Origin of the sequence: Nostoc sp. 'Peltigera membranacea cyanobiont' 213 (genome assembly GCF_002245975.1) — a bacterium.
GTDB lineage: Bacteria > Cyanobacteriota > Cyanobacteriia > Cyanobacteriales > Nostocaceae > Nostoc.
Window position 1 is genome coordinate 1 of the sequence record NZ_NOLI01000134.1, and the last position, 20,738, is coordinate 20,738.

Annotated in this window: 21 protein-coding genes and 1 pseudogene; 11 read left to right on the forward strand and 11 right to left on the reverse strand. The window is 41.6% G+C overall.

The features are described 5' to 3' along the window. A partial coding sequence (recG, locus tag CDG77_RS26910) for an ATP-dependent DNA helicase RecG (protein ID WP_143857098.1) occupies positions 1 to 2,184 on the forward strand: 2,184 nt, incomplete at its 5' end. A gap of 166 nt (positions 2,185 to 2,350) precedes the next feature. On the opposite strand, the gene CDG77_RS26915 is transcribed toward recG, so the two are convergent. Further along, positions 2,351 to 3,220 carry a class I SAM-dependent methyltransferase gene (locus CDG77_RS26915; protein ID WP_094332351.1) on the reverse strand — a complete coding sequence of 290 codons (870 nt, stop codon included), beginning with the start codon at positions 3,218 to 3,220 and terminating at the stop codon, positions 2,351 to 2,353. A gap of 196 nt (positions 3,221 to 3,416) precedes the next feature. Beyond that, positions 3,417 to 4,343: a glycosyltransferase family 2 protein gene (locus tag CDG77_RS26920; RefSeq protein ID WP_262985177.1), complete on the reverse strand. Its 927-nt coding sequence runs from the start codon at positions 4,341 to 4,343 to the stop codon at positions 3,417 to 3,419. A 343-nt stretch (positions 4,344 to 4,686) separates the two neighbouring features. On the opposite strand from CDG77_RS26920, the gene CDG77_RS26925 reads away from it, so the two are divergent. The 5 genes from CDG77_RS26925 (at position 4,687) to CDG77_RS26945 (ending at position 10,148) form a co-directional block, all read left to right on the forward strand. Next, positions 4,687 to 5,661, forward strand: coding sequence for a cation diffusion facilitator family transporter (locus CDG77_RS26925; protein WP_094332353.1), 975 nt, complete (start codon positions 4,687 to 4,689; stop codon positions 5,659 to 5,661). A gap of 124 nt (positions 5,662 to 5,785) precedes the next feature. Beyond that, positions 5,786 to 6,025 (forward strand): hypothetical protein, encoded by a 240-nt coding sequence (locus tag CDG77_RS26930; protein WP_223269997.1) that lies wholly within the window; start codon positions 5,786 to 5,788, stop codon positions 6,023 to 6,025. 20 nt (positions 6,026 to 6,045) lie between these two features. Beyond that, the gene (locus CDG77_RS26935) at positions 6,046 to 8,004 is read left to right on the forward strand and encodes an alkaline phosphatase (RefSeq protein ID WP_094332354.1); all 1,959 of its coding nucleotides are present in this window, start codon (positions 6,046 to 6,048) and stop codon (positions 8,002 to 8,004) included. A 116-nt stretch (positions 8,005 to 8,120) separates the two neighbouring features. After that, the gene (locus tag CDG77_RS26940; protein ID WP_094332355.1) at positions 8,121 to 8,630 is read left to right on the forward strand and encodes a PEP-CTERM sorting domain-containing protein; all 510 of its coding nucleotides are present in this window, start codon (positions 8,121 to 8,123) and stop codon (positions 8,628 to 8,630) included. A 315-nt stretch (positions 8,631 to 8,945) separates the two neighbouring features. Then, positions 8,946 to 10,148, forward strand: a complete 1,203-nt coding sequence (locus CDG77_RS26945) for an argininosuccinate synthase (protein ID WP_094332356.1) — start codon at positions 8,946 to 8,948, stop codon at positions 10,146 to 10,148. Positions 10,149 to 10,290: 142 nt separating this feature from the next. Here the strand turns inward: CDG77_RS26945 and CDG77_RS26950 are convergent, their stop codons facing one another. Beyond that, the gene (locus CDG77_RS26950) at positions 10,291 to 10,923 is read right to left on the reverse strand and encodes a DedA family protein (protein WP_094332357.1); all 633 of its coding nucleotides are present in this window, start codon (positions 10,921 to 10,923) and stop codon (positions 10,291 to 10,293) included. Between the two features lie 487 nt (positions 10,924 to 11,410). Between CDG77_RS26950 and CDG77_RS26955 the strand changes: the two genes are divergently transcribed. Continuing rightward, complete coding sequence (locus CDG77_RS26955; protein ID WP_094332358.1) at positions 11,411 to 11,761, forward strand: STAS domain-containing protein; 351 nt, start codon at positions 11,411 to 11,413, stop codon at positions 11,759 to 11,761. A 497-nt stretch (positions 11,762 to 12,258) separates the two neighbouring features. Here CDG77_RS26955 and CDG77_RS26960 read toward each other — a convergent pair whose 3' ends face one another. Together CDG77_RS26960 and rpsF are read right to left on the reverse strand one after the other, a co-directional pair. Beyond that, a complete protein-coding gene (locus CDG77_RS26960) occupies positions 12,259 to 12,819 on the reverse strand; it encodes an Npun_F5560 family protein (RefSeq protein WP_094332359.1) in 561 nt (186 codons plus the stop codon). Between the two features lie 196 nt (positions 12,820 to 13,015). Next, entirely contained in the window at positions 13,016 to 13,372 is a 357-nt protein-coding gene (rpsF, locus tag CDG77_RS26965) for a 30S ribosomal protein S6 (RefSeq protein WP_094332360.1), read from the reverse strand. 245 nt (positions 13,373 to 13,617) lie between these two features. Here rpsF and CDG77_RS26970 point away from each other — a divergent pair, with 245 nt between their 5' ends. Further along, a complete protein-coding gene (locus CDG77_RS26970; protein WP_094332361.1) occupies positions 13,618 to 14,391 on the forward strand; it encodes a fumarylacetoacetate hydrolase family protein in 774 nt (257 codons plus the stop codon). Between the two features lie 3 nt (positions 14,392 to 14,394). Here the strand turns inward: CDG77_RS26970 and CDG77_RS26975 are convergent, their stop codons facing one another. Together CDG77_RS26975 and CDG77_RS26980 are read right to left on the reverse strand one after the other, a co-directional pair. After that, complete coding sequence (locus tag CDG77_RS26975; protein WP_094332362.1) at positions 14,395 to 14,871, reverse strand: Tic20 family protein; 477 nt, start codon at positions 14,869 to 14,871, stop codon at positions 14,395 to 14,397. Positions 14,872 to 14,952: 81 nt separating this feature from the next. Then, the gene (locus CDG77_RS26980) at positions 14,953 to 15,150 is read right to left on the reverse strand and encodes a hypothetical protein (protein ID WP_094332363.1); all 198 of its coding nucleotides are present in this window, start codon (positions 15,148 to 15,150) and stop codon (positions 14,953 to 14,955) included. Between the two features lie 564 nt (positions 15,151 to 15,714). Here CDG77_RS26980 and CDG77_RS26985 point away from each other — a divergent pair. The 3 genes and pseudogenes from CDG77_RS26985 to CDG77_RS26990 form a co-directional block, all read left to right on the forward strand. After that, positions 15,715 to 16,071 (forward strand): annotated as a pseudogene (locus CDG77_RS26985) (hypothetical protein); the annotation flags it as partial. A gap of 660 nt (positions 16,072 to 16,731) precedes the next feature. Next, entirely contained in the window at positions 16,732 to 19,323 is a 2,592-nt protein-coding gene (locus CDG77_RS39195; protein WP_442946443.1) for a hypothetical protein, read from the forward strand. 220 nt (positions 19,324 to 19,543) lie between these two features. Further along, positions 19,544 to 19,654: a photosystem I reaction center subunit VIII gene (locus tag CDG77_RS26990; protein ID WP_084227157.1), complete on the forward strand. Its 111-nt coding sequence runs from the start codon at positions 19,544 to 19,546 to the stop codon at positions 19,652 to 19,654. Between the two features lie 171 nt (positions 19,655 to 19,825). On the opposite strand, the gene CDG77_RS26995 is transcribed toward CDG77_RS26990, so the two are convergent. The 4 genes from CDG77_RS26995 to psbE form a co-directional block, all read right to left on the reverse strand. Then, positions 19,826 to 19,945: a photosystem II reaction center protein J gene (locus tag CDG77_RS26995; protein WP_012411803.1), complete on the reverse strand. Its 120-nt coding sequence runs from the start codon at positions 19,943 to 19,945 to the stop codon at positions 19,826 to 19,828. 70 nt (positions 19,946 to 20,015) lie between these two features. After that, the gene (locus tag CDG77_RS27000; protein ID WP_094332364.1) at positions 20,016 to 20,138 is read right to left on the reverse strand and encodes a photosystem II reaction center protein L; all 123 of its coding nucleotides are present in this window, start codon (positions 20,136 to 20,138) and stop codon (positions 20,016 to 20,018) included. 8 nt (positions 20,139 to 20,146) lie between these two features. Then, positions 20,147 to 20,284, reverse strand: a complete 138-nt coding sequence (gene psbF / locus CDG77_RS27005; RefSeq protein WP_012411801.1) for a cytochrome b559 subunit beta — start codon at positions 20,282 to 20,284, stop codon at positions 20,147 to 20,149. A gap of 9 nt (positions 20,285 to 20,293) precedes the next feature. Continuing rightward, positions 20,294 to 20,542 carry a cytochrome b559 subunit alpha gene (psbE, locus tag CDG77_RS27010; protein WP_094332365.1) on the reverse strand — a complete coding sequence of 83 codons (249 nt, stop codon included), beginning with the start codon at positions 20,540 to 20,542 and terminating at the stop codon, positions 20,294 to 20,296. Between the last annotated feature and the right edge of the window lie 196 nt (positions 20,543 to 20,738).

Here is a 20,738-nt window from a genome sequence, read left to right on the forward strand (position 1 = left end):
GGGGAGCAGGGGAGAACTTATCAAGCTAAAATTCCAAATCCCAAATCTCCAATTGTTACTGAGGTGAGTCGGAGGCTTGCACCGAACATTGACCAAAAACTCAGTGATTTACCAGAAATAGGCTTCAAAAAAGCTGATAATTTGGCACGGCTTGGTTTACACACCGTCCGCGATTTGCTTTTTTACTATCCTCGTGACCACATTGATTATGCGCGTCAGGTGAATATCCGCGAGTTACAGGCGGGTGAGACGGTGACAATAGTGGCAACAGTGAAGCGTTGCAACTGCTTTACTAGCCCTAAAAATCAGAAATTATCAATTTTAGAACTGGTTGTAAAAGATAATAGCGGTCAACTGAAAATTGGTCGTTTTTACGCAGGTACGCGCTTTAGCAGTCGCGCTTGGCAAGAAAGTTTAAAACGCCGTTATGCAGTAGGTAGTATTTTAGCGGCCTGTGGTTTGGTGAAAGAAAGTAAATACGGCTTGACACTGGATAATCCAGAATTAGAGGTTTTGGCGAATCCAGGAGATTCTATTGAGTCGCTGAATATTGGGCGGGTAGTACCAATTTATGGACTGACTGAGGGTGTGGTGGCGAATACAGTGCGACAGGCGGTAATTGCTGCTTTGCCTGCTGCGGCTAATCTGAGAGACCCTCTACCAAGTGGTTTACGACAGAAGTATGGTTTGATGGAATTGAAAGATGCGATCGCTAACATCCACTTTCCCGACGATAGCGCCGCCCTACAAGTTGCCCGTCGTCGCCTAGTCTTTGATGAATTTTTCTACCTACAACTTGGATTACTGCAACGTCAACAGCAAGCAAGGGCGATTCAAACTAGCGCCATTCTCGTCCCAAGAGGTCAACTTGTAGAGAAATTCCACGAAATACTGCCTTTTAAACTCACTGGCGCACAGCAACGAGTTCTCAACGATATTCTCAACGATTTACAAAAACCTGTGCCAATGAATCGTTTGGTGCAAGGTGATGTCGGTTCAGGTAAAACGGTTGTCGCCGTGCTAGCTATCCTTGCAGCAATTCAATCTGGCTATCAAGCAGCGCTGATGGCTCCCACGGAAGTTTTGGCAGAACAACATTATCGGAAGTTAGTTAGCTGGTTTAACCTCTTGCATTTACCAGTGGAATTACTGACAGGCTCCACCAAAACTGCAAAACGAAGACAAATCCATTCTCAGTTGGGAACTGGTGAACTACCTCTGTTAGTGGGAACTCATGCCTTAATTCAAGACTCTGTAAGCTTCCAGCAACTGGGGTTAGTGGTGATAGATGAACAACATCGTTTTGGGGTAGAACAACGGGCGCGTTTGCAGCAAAAAGGCAATCAACCTCATGTGTTAACTATGACAGCTACCCCAATTCCCCGAACCTTAGCACTGACGATACACGGGGATTTGGATGTGAGCCAGATTGATGAGTTACCACCAGGACGACAAAAGATTCAGACAACAGTATTGTCAGGTCAGCAACGCAACCATGCTTATGACCTGATCCGCAGAGAAATTGTCCAAGGTAGACAAGTTTATGTGGTTTTGCCCTTGGTAGAAGAATCAGAAAAATTAGATTTGCGATCGGCTGTTGACGAGCATCAAAAGTTACAAGAAAGCGTTTTTCCCGATTTTCAAGTAGGGCTGCTACACGGTCGCATGAGTTCAGCCGATAAGGATGAAGCGATTACCAAATTTCGTGATAATCAAACGCAAATTTTGGTTTCTACTACCGTTGTCGAGGTTGGTGTAGACGTGCCTAATGCCACAGTAATGCTCATTGAAAATGCAGAACGATTTGGTTTATCACAACTGCACCAACTACGGGGGCGTGTCGGTCGGGGTGCGGCTCAATCTTACTGTTTGTTGATGAGCAGTTCTAGGAGTCCTGATGCTCAACAAAGGTTGAAAGTGTTGGAACAATCTCAGGATGGCTTTTTCATCTCTGAGATGGATATGCGTTTTCGTGGGCCAGGACAAGTGCTAGGAACTCGTCAATCTGGAGTGCCAGATTTTACCTTAGCGAGTTTGGTTGACGATGAAGAAGTTTTACTTTTAGCGCGGCAAGCTGCTGAGAAAATAATAGAAATGGATGTTACTCTAGAGCGCTGGTATTTGATGAAAGAAGAGTTGAAGTATCGGTATGAGCGATTGATGGGTGGAGCGATTTTGACATAACATATCTGAGTTAGTTTAAGAGAGAAACCGACTATCCATTCCTAACTTTTAAAAGTAATTTATTTTTTGTAAGTTCCCTGGAGGTTCTTACTGTAGTTGCCGCAAACGAGCCAGAGCAAGAGTTATGAGAACCAATGCCGTACATCTCTATTGCCCAGTCGGAGTTTCAACCTGTGTTGTAGACAACATGGGCTATTTTTGTTTGCTTGCCTTTTAATATTTCCTGAACCTCTTTTGACTCTTGTTCCCGTTGCTTTTGATATTCACTGTGAAGTGAATGCAGAATTTCTCGGTCTTGAGATGCTCTAGTATTCCAATCATCATCACCATATTGCCCCCATTGAGGAATTACGGGACCACCAAGCACCATTACATAAATAATTCCTGTTGAGTTCAATTGCTTTCTATACCAACGTTCACTTTTGTGAAACGGGATATAGAAACCTACATCAAGCAATGAATCTTCAATTTGATTACGGTAATCTCCTTGAACATTTTGAGTATCGAATATAGCATAACCACCTGTTTTAAGAGCGTTATAAAAGGTAGTTGCAGCTTGTTTCATACTGGTTGTGGGAAGGCCTTGATACGCTTTATTGTTGAGTATTACATCAAAGTCATATTCATCCAATGGCTCACGAAAATCATGAACTAGAAAACGCAGATTAGTTGCTTGCATCTGCTCCAATTTAAGTTCAGCATTCATTTCTTCAACATTGGAAACTAAAGATGTTATCCCCTGCTGATTCACCTGTCGCAAAAAATCGCTCGCCACAACGGAGACATCACTAGCAAGCACATTACAACCTGCATAGGCATAAAAAATAGGTGCAAAACTGATTCCACAGCCTGCAAACCAAACCTTGCGTTGTGATTGATTCCTCACGAAGTCTAGAAATCTCAATTCAGGTTCATTGCGCCAAGTTGACCAAGCTTGAGGCTGGGGGAGCGCATCTGATTGATTAGCCCAGTACTGATTCCATTGCTCATGGTTATCCCAATCCTCTGGAGGTTTACAGTGGCGATGATTTTTCATTTTTCAGGTCAAGTGTAACGAGTCGTCTGTTAACATGTTTCCCGAAAATTACCTGACTCTATCGCTTGTAACTTAATCTAGAGCTAAATGCTTTAGAGTAGAAGCTTTTATCCCAATGTCGGCTTTCCCCCATTACCCGACATCCTCCATCTTTACACGGTTGATTACACGGTGGTACTTCCCAAATGTGTTTAAATCACAATACTTGCTGTATTTGAGCATAGGCTTCATAAACACCCTTCACGTTGTACCAGTTGAGAAAAATTCGGGCAATTTCTAAAGCTAATTGAGGCTTACCTAAATTAATTAGCCATTGCAATAATGGAGCCATCGTTCGTTCATTAAGTGCGCCATTGAGTGACAAAATGCTCCAAAGTAAGCGATGCAGCCAAGTCATTTGAATCATCATTCGCACTTCCCATGTGGGATGCTTCTGATAAAATAAAACTCCCATCCGTCCGCGTTGAATTTCTTGGTCAATTAATCGGGGAATTTGCTCTAAGTTAAATGCTGGATGCCAGTGATATCCTACGGCTTCTGGACATTTAATTAGTGTCAAACCTAGTTTTTTTAGCCGCACACCTAATTCTAAATCTTCCCAGCCATAGAGTTGAAAACTAGTATCAAAAAGTCCTGCTTTATCTAACCAATGTTTGGGAATTGCTACATTTCCCGTAGCAAAAAAAGCTGCTGAGAAATCTGTTACTTTGTAGGGTTCAGCAGTTGGATTATCGAAATTACAAGTATTAATAACTGCACCGTAAGTAAAAAAGCGATCGCTCCTCAATTTCTCCTTTCCCTGCATGAGTGCGTTAGCATGAGCTTGCAAGAAATTACTCAGCACAACTAAATCACTATCAATGAAGATAATTGTGTCTCCCAGCGCCTCCTTTACCCCTAAATTCCGAGCCGCAGCTGGGCCCGCATGATCTTGCTGAAACCATCGCACATGGAGAAATTCGTCTTTGTGTGCTGCTAACCACTCCAATGTGCCATCAGTCGAACCATCATCCACCAAGACAATCTCGTAATCAGTAACCGAACTTGACTGACTTAACTCCTGCACCTCCAAGGCGCGGAGGCACTTTTCTAAAATCGGTTGGCGATTATAAGTCGGTATCACAACGCTGAAAAACACAGTCTCACCCACAACACTATATATCCATCTCCAGGATAGGACAGATGGGGCGCTGACACTGTTCCTTATCTGATTGATTAGGGTTAAGAAAATAGCAAGAGGTTATATTTTAATTAACTGAAATATAACCTAAATTTAATTATTGCCAAATAGACTAAACAATAATGATAAATATTCTCATATAAAAAAACCAATTTGTTCAATTCTTCTACTATTAATTAGTTATTGATAAATACAGAAATCATCAGTAAATTAATGATTTTTTATATCAATCACAAAACTTTGATTGCTTCAGCTAGTAATCTACTATAAAAAGGCTTTTTAAGTAATGGTTTCATTTCAATTGTGTGGCTGTGTGGATGATTCAGTAAAAGTAGTTAATAATCAGCAAAAAGCAAAAATTTTGTGGATAACAGTAGGATTACTTGCTATTTTTTTTGTTACTGAGTGGAGTGTAGGTTTATGGAGCCATAGTTTATCTTTACAAGCAGATGCAGGACACATCCTTTCGGATATTACAGCGTTAGGAATATCGTTACTTGCTAGTTTTTTAGCACAGCAACCAGCTAAGAAAAAAGCAACATTTGGAAATCAGCGAATCGAAGTTTTAGCAGCTTTGTTGAATGGATTAAGTTTGCTGGCGATCGCTACTTTTATAATACAGGAAGCTATTCAACGCTGGCAACATCCAGCAACCATTTTGGGATTACCAATGTTAGGGATTGCCGTGTTAGGTTTAATCGTCAATCTGCTCAATATTACTTTGCTTCATCCCCACACTCACAACGACTTAAACCTGCGAGGAGCTTTGCTTCACGTCATTGCTGATACCGCTAGTTCTGTGGGCGTAATTATAGCTGCTTTAACAGTTCATCTTTGGGATTGGTGGTGGGCAGATGTTGCTATTAGTTTAGTAGTTGCAATCTTTACGGGTTTAAGTGCTTTACCTTTAGTGCAAGAAAGTTTAAAGATTTTTTTGGAGTATGCACCAGAATCAATTGACCCCGTTGAGGTGGAAATATCTCTCAAATCTTTTCCTGGTGTTGTGCAAGTGGAAAAACTCCACATTTGGACACTTAGCTTAAATAAAGTTATGCTTTGTGCCAATTTGACGGTTGAATGTGCAACTATCCAAGAACGCGATCGCTTACTCAATAAGTTGGAAAATCACATCCGCAAAACTTTTTATATTACTGAAATAACTTTGCAGCTAACTAGCTGTAGAAATCCTTCATTAGTGCAAATTCATCCTTTATTTAATCAAGATTTAGTTTTAATGTTATCTCCTAACAGAGCAAAATAAAACCAAAATATTTCACTCAAATTTCTCCAAAAATTACTTAAATTAAGATTTTAAAATTATGTTCTTTGGCATTATTTTTAATTGTCAAAACATAGCAAAAGATTATTTACTAAGAGGTTTACTAATGATGAATTCCATTCAAAAATTACCAATGATTTCATTCCTCAAGCAGTACAAACGTACCTTAGTTTGGTTTATATCTGGTGTGGTTCTGGCAGTTTTGTTGTTCTTAGGAACATCAAATCAACAACCAGCAACAGCTACTAATCCAAGTCATACCACAGCCTCTACTCAGGTAGATGTGACTGCTACACACTCAGACTTTGGCGCTACTCACCTAGAACCAAATTTTTATCAGTACTAACAACTTTAAGGCACATTGCAATGATTTCACTTTTGCGAAAGTACAAGCGATCGCTAGCCTTTGCTATGGCTGGCTTGCTGTGTACCGTTCTGCTGGTATTTGGTAATTCTGTTTTTCAGCCGACTATGGCCGCTGGTAATGGAATTAACGTAATTATCATGATTGGCGATGGTATGGGTTGGAACATGGCCCGAGCCGCAGCCGTTGCCAAAGGCGCTCCTTTTTATACAAGTGGTAAAGGTTCAGGTCTTAGCTTCCAAAAGCTAACTGGATATGGATTGGTGACTACTTACGGCACAACAATTGAAGGAAATACACCAGCTAAACCAACAGGTCAGCCCCACCTAACGGGTAACTCTGCTCTGGATGGATCTGATACATTCACCGGTGCAAGTCCTGTTCGTCCCAACTTCTCATTCAAGCCTACTCCTTTTAATCCAGGCGATCGCCTTGATGGTAACAGTTTGGCAGATGGTAATCTCACAGGTTACGACCCTAGCAAAGGCGGCCCTCTTCCTTGGATTCCTCTGACCCCTGCTAATGCTGGTACTTATGACACAGAGTACATCAAACACAGTTATCCCGACTCTGCTAACACCGCTACAACTCTTTATACTGGCGTAAAGAGCTTTAACAACGCGATGGGTGTAGATATTTACGAGAAAAAGTTGAAAACAATCCTGGAAATTGCCAAGGAAAATAGTAAGTCTACAGGGCTAGTTACTTCTGTACCCATTAGCCATGCAACGCCTGGTGCTGCGGCTTCTTTTGTAAATCGTCGCAGCAAATACGATAGTAAGTACGACCCTACCAAGACTAACCAAGACAGTGTTCTGCAACAGACATTGCTAAACTTTCAGCCTAATGTTTTGTTGGGTGGCGGTCATCCGAAAGACTTTGACAATAAAAGTAGTACAAGTACCGCAGAGGGTGTCTTTAACTATACGTATATTACAGAAGACACTTATCAACATCTCAGCAATAACCCTACGTCCAATCGTTACGGCTATACCTTTTTGGAACGCGGCCCTAATGCAACTCAGACACTGCTAAACACGGCTGCTAAACTCGATCCCAATAAGGGAGACAAATTATTTGGTCTATACGGTGCGCGTGGACAAGAAGGCAACCTTCCTACTAGCTCTTCTAAGGGAGACTACAGTTTGACAGGTTTGAACAACGGCTCGCTCTATAGCTCTGTTGTTAAGAGTGTAAGTCCCTGTCCATCAGGTCAGATTATTCCTGGTACATCTGGGGATTGTGTTCCTGTTGTCGATGCAGCAGGGAACCCAATTTCTGGCCCCACACCTGATACTGTCCGTCCTCTAGCTCCCGGTGAAACCGATGCTAGTTTTATCGCCAGAGAGATTAACGAAAATCCGACTTTAGCCGATCTGACTAAAGCAGCTTTAACGGTTCTAGGTAAAGACAAAGACGGTTTTTGGCTGATGGTTGAGGGAGGTGATGTAGACTGGTCTGCTCATGACAACAACATGGATAACCTAATCGGTACCATGAATGATTTTGATCGGGCAGTTCAGCAGGTCATTACTTGGGTAGACAATCATGGTGGTTGGAGTAAGAACCTGTTGCTTGTGACTGCTGACCATGACCACTACTTGACTCTGAATAATGACTTTGCCTCTAAATTGACTCCTAATCCCGATCCTAATCAGGCTAGAGGCTTGAAGTATAACGCTAAGGATATTACCTTCAACAAACACAACCCTAAAGATGCTGGTCATTTTTGGGGAGCCGATCCAAATTACAAGTACCTCTGGGGTAGCCATAGCCGCAGAATTGTACCTGTTTACTACCAGGGTGCTTATTCATCAACTCTGACTCGATCCTTTGGACAAAAGCTTGAGTTTACAGATAGTTCTGGTACTTACAGTGCGCCCGGTGTTCGGGGTGTAGTCGATCAGAGTCATATCTTCCAAGCCATGAAAACTGCGATCGCAGGCAAGTCTGTAAATTGAATCCACCGGTTCACTAAACACTAACTATGTTGCAGAGACGTGGTAATACACACACGTCTCTATCTCATAAAACTATTGCGGTATTTTTGCACCAGTTCTTTTATCAAGAGAAAAAAATGACTGACTCCATCTTCAAGAAGTTAGCAGCTGCAACGTTAGGAACTGCTTTGATTTTTTCATTAGGCGAGACTATCCCCGCTCAAGCAGCAGCCCTAACTTATAATTTTTTTAACGACGATAAAACTCTCACAGGCACTTTTTCATTCGACCAAGCAGCAGCAGCAGACGATCAAGAAGTAACGATCGCTGAAGGTTTAAAGATTTCTGCTAACTATGGTGGAAAGTTATACACTGAAGCGGACGATCCTTTAGCGTCAGTTTTCACCGACTTTTCGGGAACAATTTTTAACCAAGCCGGGTTAGGGTTGTATTTTACACCTAGTACTTTTAATGTCTTCCGCGATAGTTTTATCGATTTGAATGATTCAAGTAGTGCGGGTGTTCAAACTGTCACTTACACAAGTGTTCCAGAGCCAAGTTTGATGTTTGGATTGTCTGTATTTGGGTTGAGTTTGTTCTTGGGTAAAAAGATAGGATCTTCTAGACCATCAAGTACAAAAGCTTAAACCAGATCGTCAAGAATAAACTGTTAGGCAGTTGATTTGCATCTATTTAAAACAGGGTGGATAATTCCACCCTGTAAATTTTTAATATTTATAGGTCAATGCAGTTTAATGTGAGTTCGATGAACCTCTCCCTGACTTGAACTTTTGTCTAGAAACGATCGCAATCCTATTGAATTTATAAAAATTGAAAGCCTCAGATTCCCGACTTCTCTAAGATGTTGGGAATTTTATTATTCAGTTGCATGAATAAAATATACCTGGATTAGTTCAGATATAATAATGACTCATTCTTTGTTGTCCTAAGTGGAGAAATAAATGGGTCGCGCCAAAAAGGTTGTCTTGGCATATTCTGGTGGAGTAGATACTTCCGTTTGCATCCCTTACCTCAAAGAGGAGTGGGGTGTGGAAGAGGTGATTACTCTAGCAGCAGATTTAGGTCAGGGAGATGAATTAGAGCCAGTTCGAGAAAAAGCTTTGAATTCGGGTGCAAGTGAATCACTCGTGGCGGATGTGAAAGACAGCTTCGTTAAAGATTACGCCTTTGGAGCGATTCAAGCCAACTCCCTCTATGAAAATCGTTATCCTCTAGGAACTGCTCTTGCCCGGCCACTGATTGCTAAAGTATTAGTAGAAACGGCTGAAAAATATGGTGCTGATGCGATCGCTCACGGTTGTACCGGTAAAGGTAACGATCAGGTTCGTTTTGATGTCTCTGTCACCGCTTTAAACCCTAACCTAAAGATCCTCGCACCAGCCAGAGAATGGGGCATGAGCCGTGAGGAAACTATCGCTTATGGTGAGAAGTTTGGTATCCCCTCACCAGTCAAAAAATCTTCTCCCTACAGCATTGACAAAAATTTACTTGGTCGTAGTATTGAAGCGGGTAGTCTCGAAGATCCTTCATTTGAGCCACCAGAAGAAATTTATGAGATGACCAAAGCGATCGCTGATACTCCGAACGAGCCAGAATACATCGAAATTGGTTTCCAGGGTGGCATTCCCACAAGCATCAACGGCATAGCTAAAAAGCCAGTTGAGCTAATTGAACAACTCAATCAGCTTGTAGGAAATCACGGCATTGGACGGATCGATATGATTGAAAACCGTCTGGTAGGAATCAAATCGCGGGAAATCTACGAATCACCCGCGATGTTAGTGCTAATTCAGGCACATAGGGATTTAGAAAGCTTGACTCTGACAGCAGATGTCACCCATTACAAGCGTGGTATTGAAGAAACTTACAGCCAAATCGTTTACAACGGTCTGTGGTACAGTCCACTCAAAGTTGCACTGGATGCCTTTATTCAAAAGACACAAGAGCGAGTCTCTGGAACTGTGCGAGTGAAGTTATTCAAGGGTAACTCTACGATAGTTGGACGTTCAAGCGATAATTCCCTCTATACTCCTGATTTGGCAACCTACGGAGCGGAAGACCAATTCGATCACAAAGCTGCTGAAGGCTTTATCTACGTTTGGGGGCTACCAACTCGCATTTGGTCGCGGCAAATTAAAAGTTAGGAGTTACTAGGAGCTAGGAGTTGAAATGCAAAATACAAAAGTGAAAATTAAAAAAATAATTTTTCACTTTACTCCAAACAGACGCGATTAATCGCGTCTCTACTCCAAACTGCTGTACAGACGCGATTAATCGCGTCTCTTTTTACTCCTCACTACTGGCTTCCTTTACTTGACGAGACTCTAACCACAGGGGTACAACAATTAAGGTAGCGAGGATCAGTAAGGCTGCGATCGCAAATTGACCCACCCAAGCAACTAATTGTTCTAGAGAGACAATTCTGCCAGCAAAAAAAGCTAATGTCACCATCAAACTAGCCCAAGCAACTGCTCCTAAAAAATTGTATAAAAAGAATTTTGCAAAAGGCATTTCAGCTATACCAGCTAGTGGTGCAGCAAAAACTCGCAATAACGCCAAGAAACGTCCGAAAAATACAGCTTTAGCAGCATTTTGACTAAATTGATCTTTAATAGTCAGCAGCCGTACTTCAGAAATCCGAAATATGCTACCAACTTTTACCAAAAAAGGCCAACCACTAAGTCTACCAATCCAATAGCCACAAGTGCCGCCAATTACAGCACCCATAATTGCATCACCGAGAACCAGCCAGAAATTTAGTTCATCGCTGCCAGCTAAAAACCCGCCCACAAGGGTCACGGTTTCACCAGGAAGGGGAATGCCTAAATTTTCTAGCAAAATGCCCAAAAAGATTGCCCAATACCCGTAACTATGGGCTACTTTCTGGATATTTTCTAGGGAAATCAGCTCTAAAGACATTCCGCACCACCGTCTTTACAAATTTTTACTTTTATTATATCTTTGCTTGTTTTTGGGCGGGGTGTCAATTAAACCGCTACATTGACTCATTAGGTCGTCATTTTAATTCTGAGTAATCCATAGTTAATACTCTATGGAAACTATTAATTTTTTAATATTAACTGCATAAATCTTAGCATTTGCTACCACAATTTAATTTTATTTAAAAATAAATAAAAAGAAATTACAAAAACTTTATATGTTTCTAGTTAAATTATAAAAATTTCGTAAAAGATACGGTTGATACCGAAATTATGAGGTCGTTATGCCTATATTTATGAAAGTTATCACAAATTATACGACATGAATACTGAAATAATTCCTCTCAATTGCACGGCTGCAATCCCATAAGTATCAGGGTAAACAGCCATTTAGCCATTGAAAGAGAAGAAGTATTTATGTCATTTTTCGATTTTTAGTCAACTGTTCTAATTACCCTGTTCAATTTATGATTCTCACACAAGAACTTCAAGTTATTTTGTTTAAACCCCAAGGAAGCATAGATTTAGAAGGCGGCAAAGCTTTGAGCGAACAGATGGCTGGAGTAGTGCCTCAAGCTCATCAACTCTGGGTTATCGATCTAGCGGAAGTTAATTTCATGGACAGTTCTGGATTAGTTCCTTTAGTAAAAGGTTTGAAAGCTGCACGTCAGAGCGGTTGCCGTTTAGTTTTATGCAACGTGCAAGCTCCTGTACGGCTAATTTTGGAACTTACCCAACTAGATTCAGTTTTTGAAATTTTTCCCACTTACAAAGACATTTTTACTGCCGGAAATAATAGTCTGGTGCTAGCAGGCTAGATAATAAATCTACCTATAGAAGGATGGTAGAGTCAATCAATATTTGCATATTTTCATATTTCCCTAAATATCCTCACATTGCCAAAATTAACAGTCTGGTGCTAGCAGGCTGGTTTTTTATATTGTCTAGATCGGAAATGCCGAGGAAAGCTTACGGCTTTGATCGAGGTGGACTCAATGACAGATCAATGAATCTGCTTAATCGAACACCACATCTACCATAAGATATATATCTAGCAGGAAATTACCAAAATTAGTCAAAGAAAATGCAATTCTTTGCATTTCTTACTAGCTTTATCAAATTACTCTGAGCTAAATACTCTCTATATCCAACGCAATTAGCGCAAGGAAGCAGGAGGCAAGAAAGGTTAGAATAATTAGCCTTTGCCTTATTTCTAACTCTATAGTCATTTTTACCCTGATGTACTACTTGGATATCTCCAAGATGCTTTGCTATGACAATTTCTTACCTCTTTGATTCCACCATAATGGTAAATTTAGGCATTCTGGGGAGTTGAAATATTAGTTTGTTCGGATGCTGGGCGCGGAAAATTTGGCAAATCAATTCCACTGTGACTAGCATTGCGAGTTTTGAGTGCTAAACGGTAACTCACACTTTGCAGTTCTGCTTGCAATTGGCGATTTTCCCGTTGTAGTGTTGCTACCTTTTCTCTGACTGGTGTCATCCGCTCTTCAAACTTCCGCCGATAAATTTGAGGCAACTCTTGTACTACTTGCTCTAACATCCGAGTGCGATCTGTAAGTTCTTGAACTGACTGTCGCAATTGGTAAATTTCGGAGTCACGAGTTGTAATTTGTTCTTGGTAGAACGCTACCTGCTGCTCCACAGCTTGGAGTTGTTCTTGCAAAGCCTGCAACTGGCTCATATCGCGCTCCAGATCCGGCTGTTGGGGCATAAAACTGGTGTTACCCTTTACCAGCCGGAAGAGTTCTTGAGATAGTTGTTGCACTAATTGATCGCGGAGTTGCAACTCTTGGCGTAGCTGCGAAACTTCCGTAGAGAGAACTTGGATATTGGGTGTATCAGATTGGCTCACAGTAGCTTACAGCTCCCATTCAGAATCTTGTCCACTCTTAGGTATAACTGCGGGAGTACTACCTTTGGCAAGTATTTGTTAATTTAGCATTCCCAAATAAGTCACGGAAAAAGAAAAAGACAAAATTTTACTGAATGGGAATTGGGAATTGGGAATTGGGAATTACATTTCCTCTTTCCCCTCTGCTCCCTGCTCCTTAAACTGAAACTGGTGCAGCTACTTTAGTGGGCTTTTCCTTTTCCTCTTTAGGAGGTTTTTCCTCTGCGATATCCTGCTTAACTGTCAAATAGCGAATCACTTCTTCACTCAAACGCATAGCGCGTTCAAAAGGAGCGATCGCAGTTGCAGGCGCACTGTAGTTTAACTGGATATAAATCCCATCGCGGTGTTTTTTGATTTCATAAGCTAGACGACGCTTACCACGATTTTGAATTTGGATTTCCTCAGCGCCTTGATCGCGAAGCAAATTCTGATATTTAGCAATTGCTTGCTCTGCCTGTTCGTCTCCCAGGTCAGGACGCAGGATGTACATTGTTTCGTAATTTGTAGTCATATTTTCCAATTTCCTTATGGACAAAAACGGTTGCTGACTTTAATTTATACCTGATTTAAATTTAAAATACCAGTATTAATCAACATCGGAAGCAACAAGGAACTATAATCTTACCAGTTTTCAATTTTGTTTCATTAGCCAAATCGCCAAAGTTTGGATTTTTGGATGTCCATAATGAAAACTAACTGAGAATTGCTACTCACTGACTGTTTCTAATTGCAGATAAAAGGATATTCATCAAGGTTATGGCGCAGCGCTATGTGCGAATTCAAAATCAAGAAGGACAGATTTACTATGGGATACTACAACTATCCCTGAATGTGCAGGTGTTAGATGCTCCGCCCTGGTTACAAGGACAACCCACCGATCTAACTTTGACACCAGAAAATTACCAAATTCTGGCTCCTTGCGCTCCTTCAAAAATTGTGGCCGTGGGTAAGAATTATGCAGACCATGCTGCCGAAATGGGAACTTCAGTACCTTCTGAGCCACTAATCTTTCTCAAACCACCCACGACTATTATTCCATCCGAGAAGGAAATTAAGTATCCTCGCCAGTCACAAAGAGTTGACTACGAAGGAGAGTTAGCTTTAATAATTGGCGATTATGCTTTTGAATGTACGCCAGAGGTAGCCCAAACCAAAATTTGGGGCTACACCATCGCCAATGACGTAACAGCGCGGGATTTACAAAAACTGGATGGTCAATGGACGCGAGCCAAAGGTTTTGATACTTTCTGTCCCTTGGGTCCTTGGATTGTGCGGGAGTTAAATCCAGGAGCGAGATTGCAGACTTTTGTGAATGATGACCCTAACCCAGTCCAATCTGCCTGTATCGATCGGATGGTTTTTTCCCCCGATGTGATAGTTTCCTACATTAGCCAGGTTATGACGCTACTACCCGGTGATTTGATCCTTACAGGTACACCAGAGGGTGTAAGTCCGTTGCATCCAGGCGATCGCGTCCGCGTCGAAATTGAAGGTATTGGTCGCCTGGAAAACACCGTAGCGACCCGTTAACAACTAGCGCACTTGCATATACACTGCATCGGAAATCGCCGGGATTTCCGCATAACGCCCACTTACAGACTGGATGACGGAATATGCAACTGCTCCCACTATGCCGATAAAAATCGTTGTAGATAGGGTTTGAATTGCAAAACCACCAACCGGAATTAATCCCACAACATCGGTGAGGATGTTAAACAAAAAGATAATGATGTCCAAAAGGATTGCTTGCATGGTGTTAAAACGAATAAAGTGACTAATTTTTTCGTTTCTGACTACCAGCAAAAATAAAGCAAAGAAAATAATCATTCCTGCATAACGCACACCGTAGTAAATTTTCAACAATGGTATGAGTGGCAGAAACAGTAGTTGTAGTGGTGGAAAGTCTGAGAACAAATATCTACCAAATACAAAAACCTCAATTAGAGGCAGCAAATAAGGCAAGCAAGCAAAAATCCGATCTGAAACCGTTGTAGACCCGCGCCAAGACATTATGCGTTCTCCTGTGGTTAAATTTCTATAGTTACTTGAGCTTAGGATAACGCAGTTGCTTGGTCTTGCTGGTAAATTAAACTATTCTATATGGGCGATGAGAAAGCCCATCATGCATTCATACTGGTCTGGTTGCTGTTGAGTAAGTTTATGAATGGCTTGACCACAGCGTAGTTCACCTCCACGCCAACGGGGTTGACCGCTTCTGTCAGCGAGTAAACAAGACTGGCAAACTTGCTCAGGGGCAAGGATTTGCTCGTCCATTAAAATGACTAGCATCGAATCCCTCCTGTAAATCCTTATTGTCACCCACATTTAACTCAGGTGAGGATACATCCTTGAACCGCTTTTGTAAGGTTGTGTGCGTACTGCGCGGTTAAAGTTTGTTATTAGCGATCGCACAGGACACTTAAGAACCACATCCTACCTTTTAACAAAAATGTGGATAACCACAATTAAGTAACACTTGTCAAGTGAATCTTAATTTTTTATTGTATGTTGTGTCTATTGCAAATTGGGCATTGTAGTAAAAAATAATACAACAATATTCGCGCTAAGTTGAGCAGAGACAGCCAACGGTATCTATTGCATCCACGTTAATTTAGCAATGGATACTGTCAAAGTTAATATTTAGGCAGCAACAAAAGCTTTACCCATAAGTACCACGGCAATCCATTGAAAGTCTCTTGATGCAATTAGTTAAAGGGTTATAAGTCAAGTAAGTAAAGCTGAGTTAACTAGATAGCCATTTAAGGGGTGCATTTGCAAAATACTGGGGTAAACTTGCAAGCAAGTTAATACACAATATTACTCAGCAGCTCGTCGGTCTGGGCATCACTCACAATGGAACACTGGCAATTTCTGATACAGAAGCAAGGCGATCGCTCGTGGCATATCCTAGAATCGCCAAATTTGGCAATTTCGGAAGGGCAGTATAGAGTTTTAGCTCGTTCTAGCCTTCCTAATACAGATGTGGAAGTGCGGGTAACTCACTCTTCAACCCAGGAAGTTCAACCAACGCGGCGAATTTTCAAGCGATCGCGTCGCACTAATTCAGAAGGCTTAATGGCGGTAATTCCTTTTACCCACTTTGATGCGGGAGTTTGGGAGTTGCGCTGTAATGGCGATTTGATGTCGGATCTACTTGGTAAATCTTGGCAATACAGCGTTCAGCTTCGAGTATTATCCCAGGAAGAAGAAGGGGAGAATGTAGAATCAAATTCACCCGATGGCCAAGATACTATTTTTAAAAGCTTAAAATCTACTGCCCCAGCAGAACCTGTAATTGCTTTAGATAATGCGATCGCAGTTTCGGCAGAATTGGCAGTTACTACAACAGTTGTTCCAGATGAAGGAAACTTGGATATTGCTCAAGCAGAACCTGTAATTGCTTTAGATGAAGCGATCGCAGTTTCGGTAGAATTGGCAGTTATTACAGTTGTTCCAGATGAAGGAAACTTGGATATTGCTCAAGCAGAACCTGTAATTGCTTTAGATAATGCGATCGCAGTTTCGGCAGAATTGGCAGTTACTACAACAGTTGTTCCAGATGAAGGAAACTTGGATATTGCTCAAGCAGAACCTGTAATTGCTTTAGATGAAGCGATCGCAGTTTCGGTAGAATTGGCAGTTATTACAGTTGTTCCAGATGAAGGAAACTTGGATATTGCTCAAGCAGAACCTGTAATTGCTTTAGATAATGCGATCGCAGTTTCGGCAGAATTGGCAGTTACTACAACAGTTGTTCCAGATGAAGGAAACTTAGATATTGCCCCAGCAGAACCTGTAATTGCTTTAGATGAAGCGATCTCAGTTTCGGTAGAATTGGCAGTTACAACAGTTGTTCCAGATGAAGGAAACTTGGATATTGCCCCAGCAGAACCTGTAATTGCTTTAGATGAAGCGATCGCAGTTTCGGCAGAATTGGCAGTTACTACAACAGTTGTTCCAGATGAAGGAAACTTGGATATTGCCCCAGCAGAACCTGTAATTGCTTTAGATGAAGCGATCGCAGTTTCGGCAGAATTGGCAGTTACTACAACAGTTGTTCCAGATGAAGGAAACTTGGATATTGCCCCAGCAGAACCTGTAATTGCTTTAGATGAAGCGATCGCAGTTTCCACAGAGTTGGCAGTTATTACAGTTGTTCCAGATGAAGGAAACTTAGATATTGCCCCAGCAGAACCTGTAATTGCTTTAGATGAAGCGATCGCAGTTTCGGTAGAATTGGCAGTTACTACAAATGTTGTTCCAGATAAAACGGAAGAAGATGAAAATATAGTTATCGATGAGCCTGTGAGTCCTGTATGGCTTAAAGGTGAGACAGCAGAGCAAATTTTACAAAATTTAATAGATTTAGCTTTACCCACTTCTGAATCGTTTTTGAAAGATGAAATAGAAGAAGATTCTCTAGTAACAGAACCACCATTATTGTTAACTTTAGATCGAGATACTTACATTGCTGCTTGGGGACAAGCTCTTACAATCAATGGGCATGTAGAACTTAAAGAAGAGAAAAATCTAGATCGGGCTGAAACATCGTCCCCAAAAAGCTTGCAGGCGCTTGAACTAGGAATTGAACTGCGATCGCCCCTTGAGTCGAAAATCTTTACCAAGGTACGGCAACCCTTACCAGACCAGGAATTGCCCTTCACCATCAATACCTCAATTGATATCCCTGCTGACTTTGAATCGAAATTAATTTTGGCAGATATCAGTCTGTATGGTCTATTCGCCGATGTTGGTGAAATCATCCGGTTAGCCAGCCAGTCCTTCACCATTACAGCAGATGTAACAGAATTACTGGCAATCACAGCCGCAGCAAAACCTAGTACATCCTTAAATCACCCCATACCATCAGACTCACCTGATGCTTTCACCGAGCCGGAGGCCGCTGTGAGGATCGATTTAAAACTATTCAATCTGGTCAAAATTCCAAAAACAGATCAGTCTCAGATACTCAATCCATCTCCAAATACACCCCTACCACCGCAAATTAACCTGCAAGTTCTGCGAGAAACCACCCTGCGGACATCTAATTTAAAAAATTCAGGTACTTCGCCTCAATTGCCGAAACTGCCTCCGATTCAAATTAATGCCAATCCTCCCACAGACGTTGTTGCAGAACCCACTACAGAAGATGAGCTTCTAGAAAAAGATACTACTATAGCTGCCATCAATTTGGAGCAGTTGGTCATCAAGCAACGTCGAATGCCAAAACTCGATACTACTTTTCCATATTTGAGACGGGCAAAAGCTTTGCCGGGTGATGCAGAAGAAGAAGTAAAAAATAATGTCCCTTCAGATGTATTGGAAGTTCAAGCGGCTGAAGACTTTTTGCCGTTGGACGCAATTGTAGCTGAAGATGAAAATATACCGGAATTAGTACTAGATGATGCACCATCTCAGAAAGAATCTGTTGCTGAGGTAGAAACCCAGCCAAATGTACAATCCGAGGAAGAACATATTGCTGAGGTAGAAACCCAGTTAAATGCACAATTCCAGGAAGAACCTGTTGCTGAGGTAGAAACCCAGTCAAATGCACAATTCATTACAACAGGCAACCTTTACTCATCTCCCCTACTCAGGAAGTGGATGCAGAGCCAAGGATACTCTTTGCCTGAATCCATCAATGAACCAGAACCTAAAGAATACGATCGCTATGTTCCAGTCCAGCAGACTCAGCTTTTTCTGAGTGCTGGAACTCCCAATGTTGATGTCAACTTGCCATTAAGCCTTAATGATGCAACAGGGACGTTGGAAGAAAGCCAAGAGTCGGTTTTTGAGCTTGGGAATTTTGAGGAAGATGCAGACACAGCAAAGGAAACCGATCTAGAGGCAGTGGAAGATACTGTAGGAGAAAAAGTATCTGAACCAACACTTTCAACGGCTCTGGTAAGACAACTACCACCTCCCCCTCCTCCGATAAAAGTAAATATAGCGTCAGCTTGGTTGGCGCAAGAAATTGTTGTAGATGATACAGATAGTGAACTGGAAGCCGATGCAACGAATAGTTACTCCTTGGAAGAAGAGAAGCAACCACTGTTAGGTTTATCCTCTTCTCGCTCCATAACTGCGGGAGCTATTGAACCTCTGCCAATTCCACAACTACATGTACCAGAAGGCGAACTAATCGCCGACAAATTTATCATTGTGCGGGTAGTACTGCCTGAAGTACCTCCCCAAGTAGTTGTGAAGTTATGGGTTGAAGACTGTCAAACTCGCTGGCTACTAGATGGCCCCCATTTGTTGACAAATTTACAACCTAATGTATTGGGAGAATTGGAAGTAATGACCCAATTAAAGATTCCCTTTGGCTGTTTGGAAATTCGCATAGAAGCGATCGCACTTGACTTGACAACCCTACAAGAAAGTCACAAAGTCACAATAGTTCGGACTGTGATCCCTCCAGACTTACCAAACTTGCAGCTAGATGAACTATTGGGTATGTAATTTAGGGCATTGGGAATTGGGAATTGGGCAGAATAACATTACTTCTTTCCCCTCTGTCCCCTGTCCCCTGCCTCCTGCCTCCTGCCTCCTGCTTCCTGCCTCCTGTTTCCCTTGTCTCCCAAGACGGCTGTGTTAAAAATATGAAAGAATTTCAAAAATCTGGCAGGATTTGCAGTAAGCTCATTTTGAATTGTAGTGTTATTTAGCAGGAACCTTTATTATGGCAGCTTCCTTTTTGCCTTCTATCTTTGTTCCCATCATTGGTTGGGTTTTGCCAGCTATAACCTTCGCATTTCTGTTTTTATACATTGAAAGCGACGATATCAGCTGATATAGCCATTAGTCATTTGCTCTTTACAAATGACTAATGACAAAGGACAAATGACTTCTGTCCAAAATTAATACCGCCTATCTCATAGAGACAGGCGGTTTTTTTAAGGTTGATTTCTCAACAAATGCTAGAAAGTTGTAACTTATAGTGTTCGGTTCAAACTAACTAATGTTAAATCGAAGAACCGAGTCCGGCATAGGCACCATAAAAGAAAATGCCCAAGACTGTAATTATACCTAAACCTGCGATCGTAGCGACGACCCACAGGGGAATTCTCCCACTTCCAGACACAGTTTCTCTCCTCCCTTAACAACAAATCAACACAGGTTCAATAAACAGAAATTAACAACAGTGGTTCCAGTTAGTTAAAGAAGTAACTAGAAAACAGAATCCCTAGAACGAAAACTAGTAGTAGTCCCAGGTATAGCGAAGTCCGGTTTAATTCAACCGGCTGATTATTGGGATTAGGCGATCTTTCTGCCATAATTGCTCCTAACGGTGAATAAATTGCATTGCGGCGATCGCGCCTAAAAAGAATACAGTTGGTACACCTAAAGTATGTACTGCCAGCCATCTAACAGTAAAAATGGGATAGGTAACTGGTTGATTGATGTTATTGCCGCTAGTCATGATTTCAAACTACTTTCCTATAAATTCTTCAACTTGTTTTTTAGCTTCAAAACGGTTCTTCACAATGGGCACTTCTTGCCGCGCTGGTGTGAAATACTCATTGGGACGAGGTGTACCAAAAGCATCATAGGCCAGCCCAGTTTGCACAAATAGCCAACCCGCAAGAAACAATGCTGGAATAGTGATGCTGTGAATTACCCAGTAACGAACGCTGGTAATGATGTCCGAAAACGGACGTTCTCCAGTGGTACCTGACATTTAGATTCCTACCTTCACAAAGAATGTTATAGAGTTTATTATCCTACAAAGTTAAGAAAGAGTTACAAGTTGCAACGTTCTTCTCAGAAATAGGTACTGGGGATTGGGTATTAGGTATTAGGTATTGGAGATTGGCTACTGGGTATTGGGTATTGGGAAAACTCGTATCCAATTCCCAGTCCCCAGTCCCCAATCC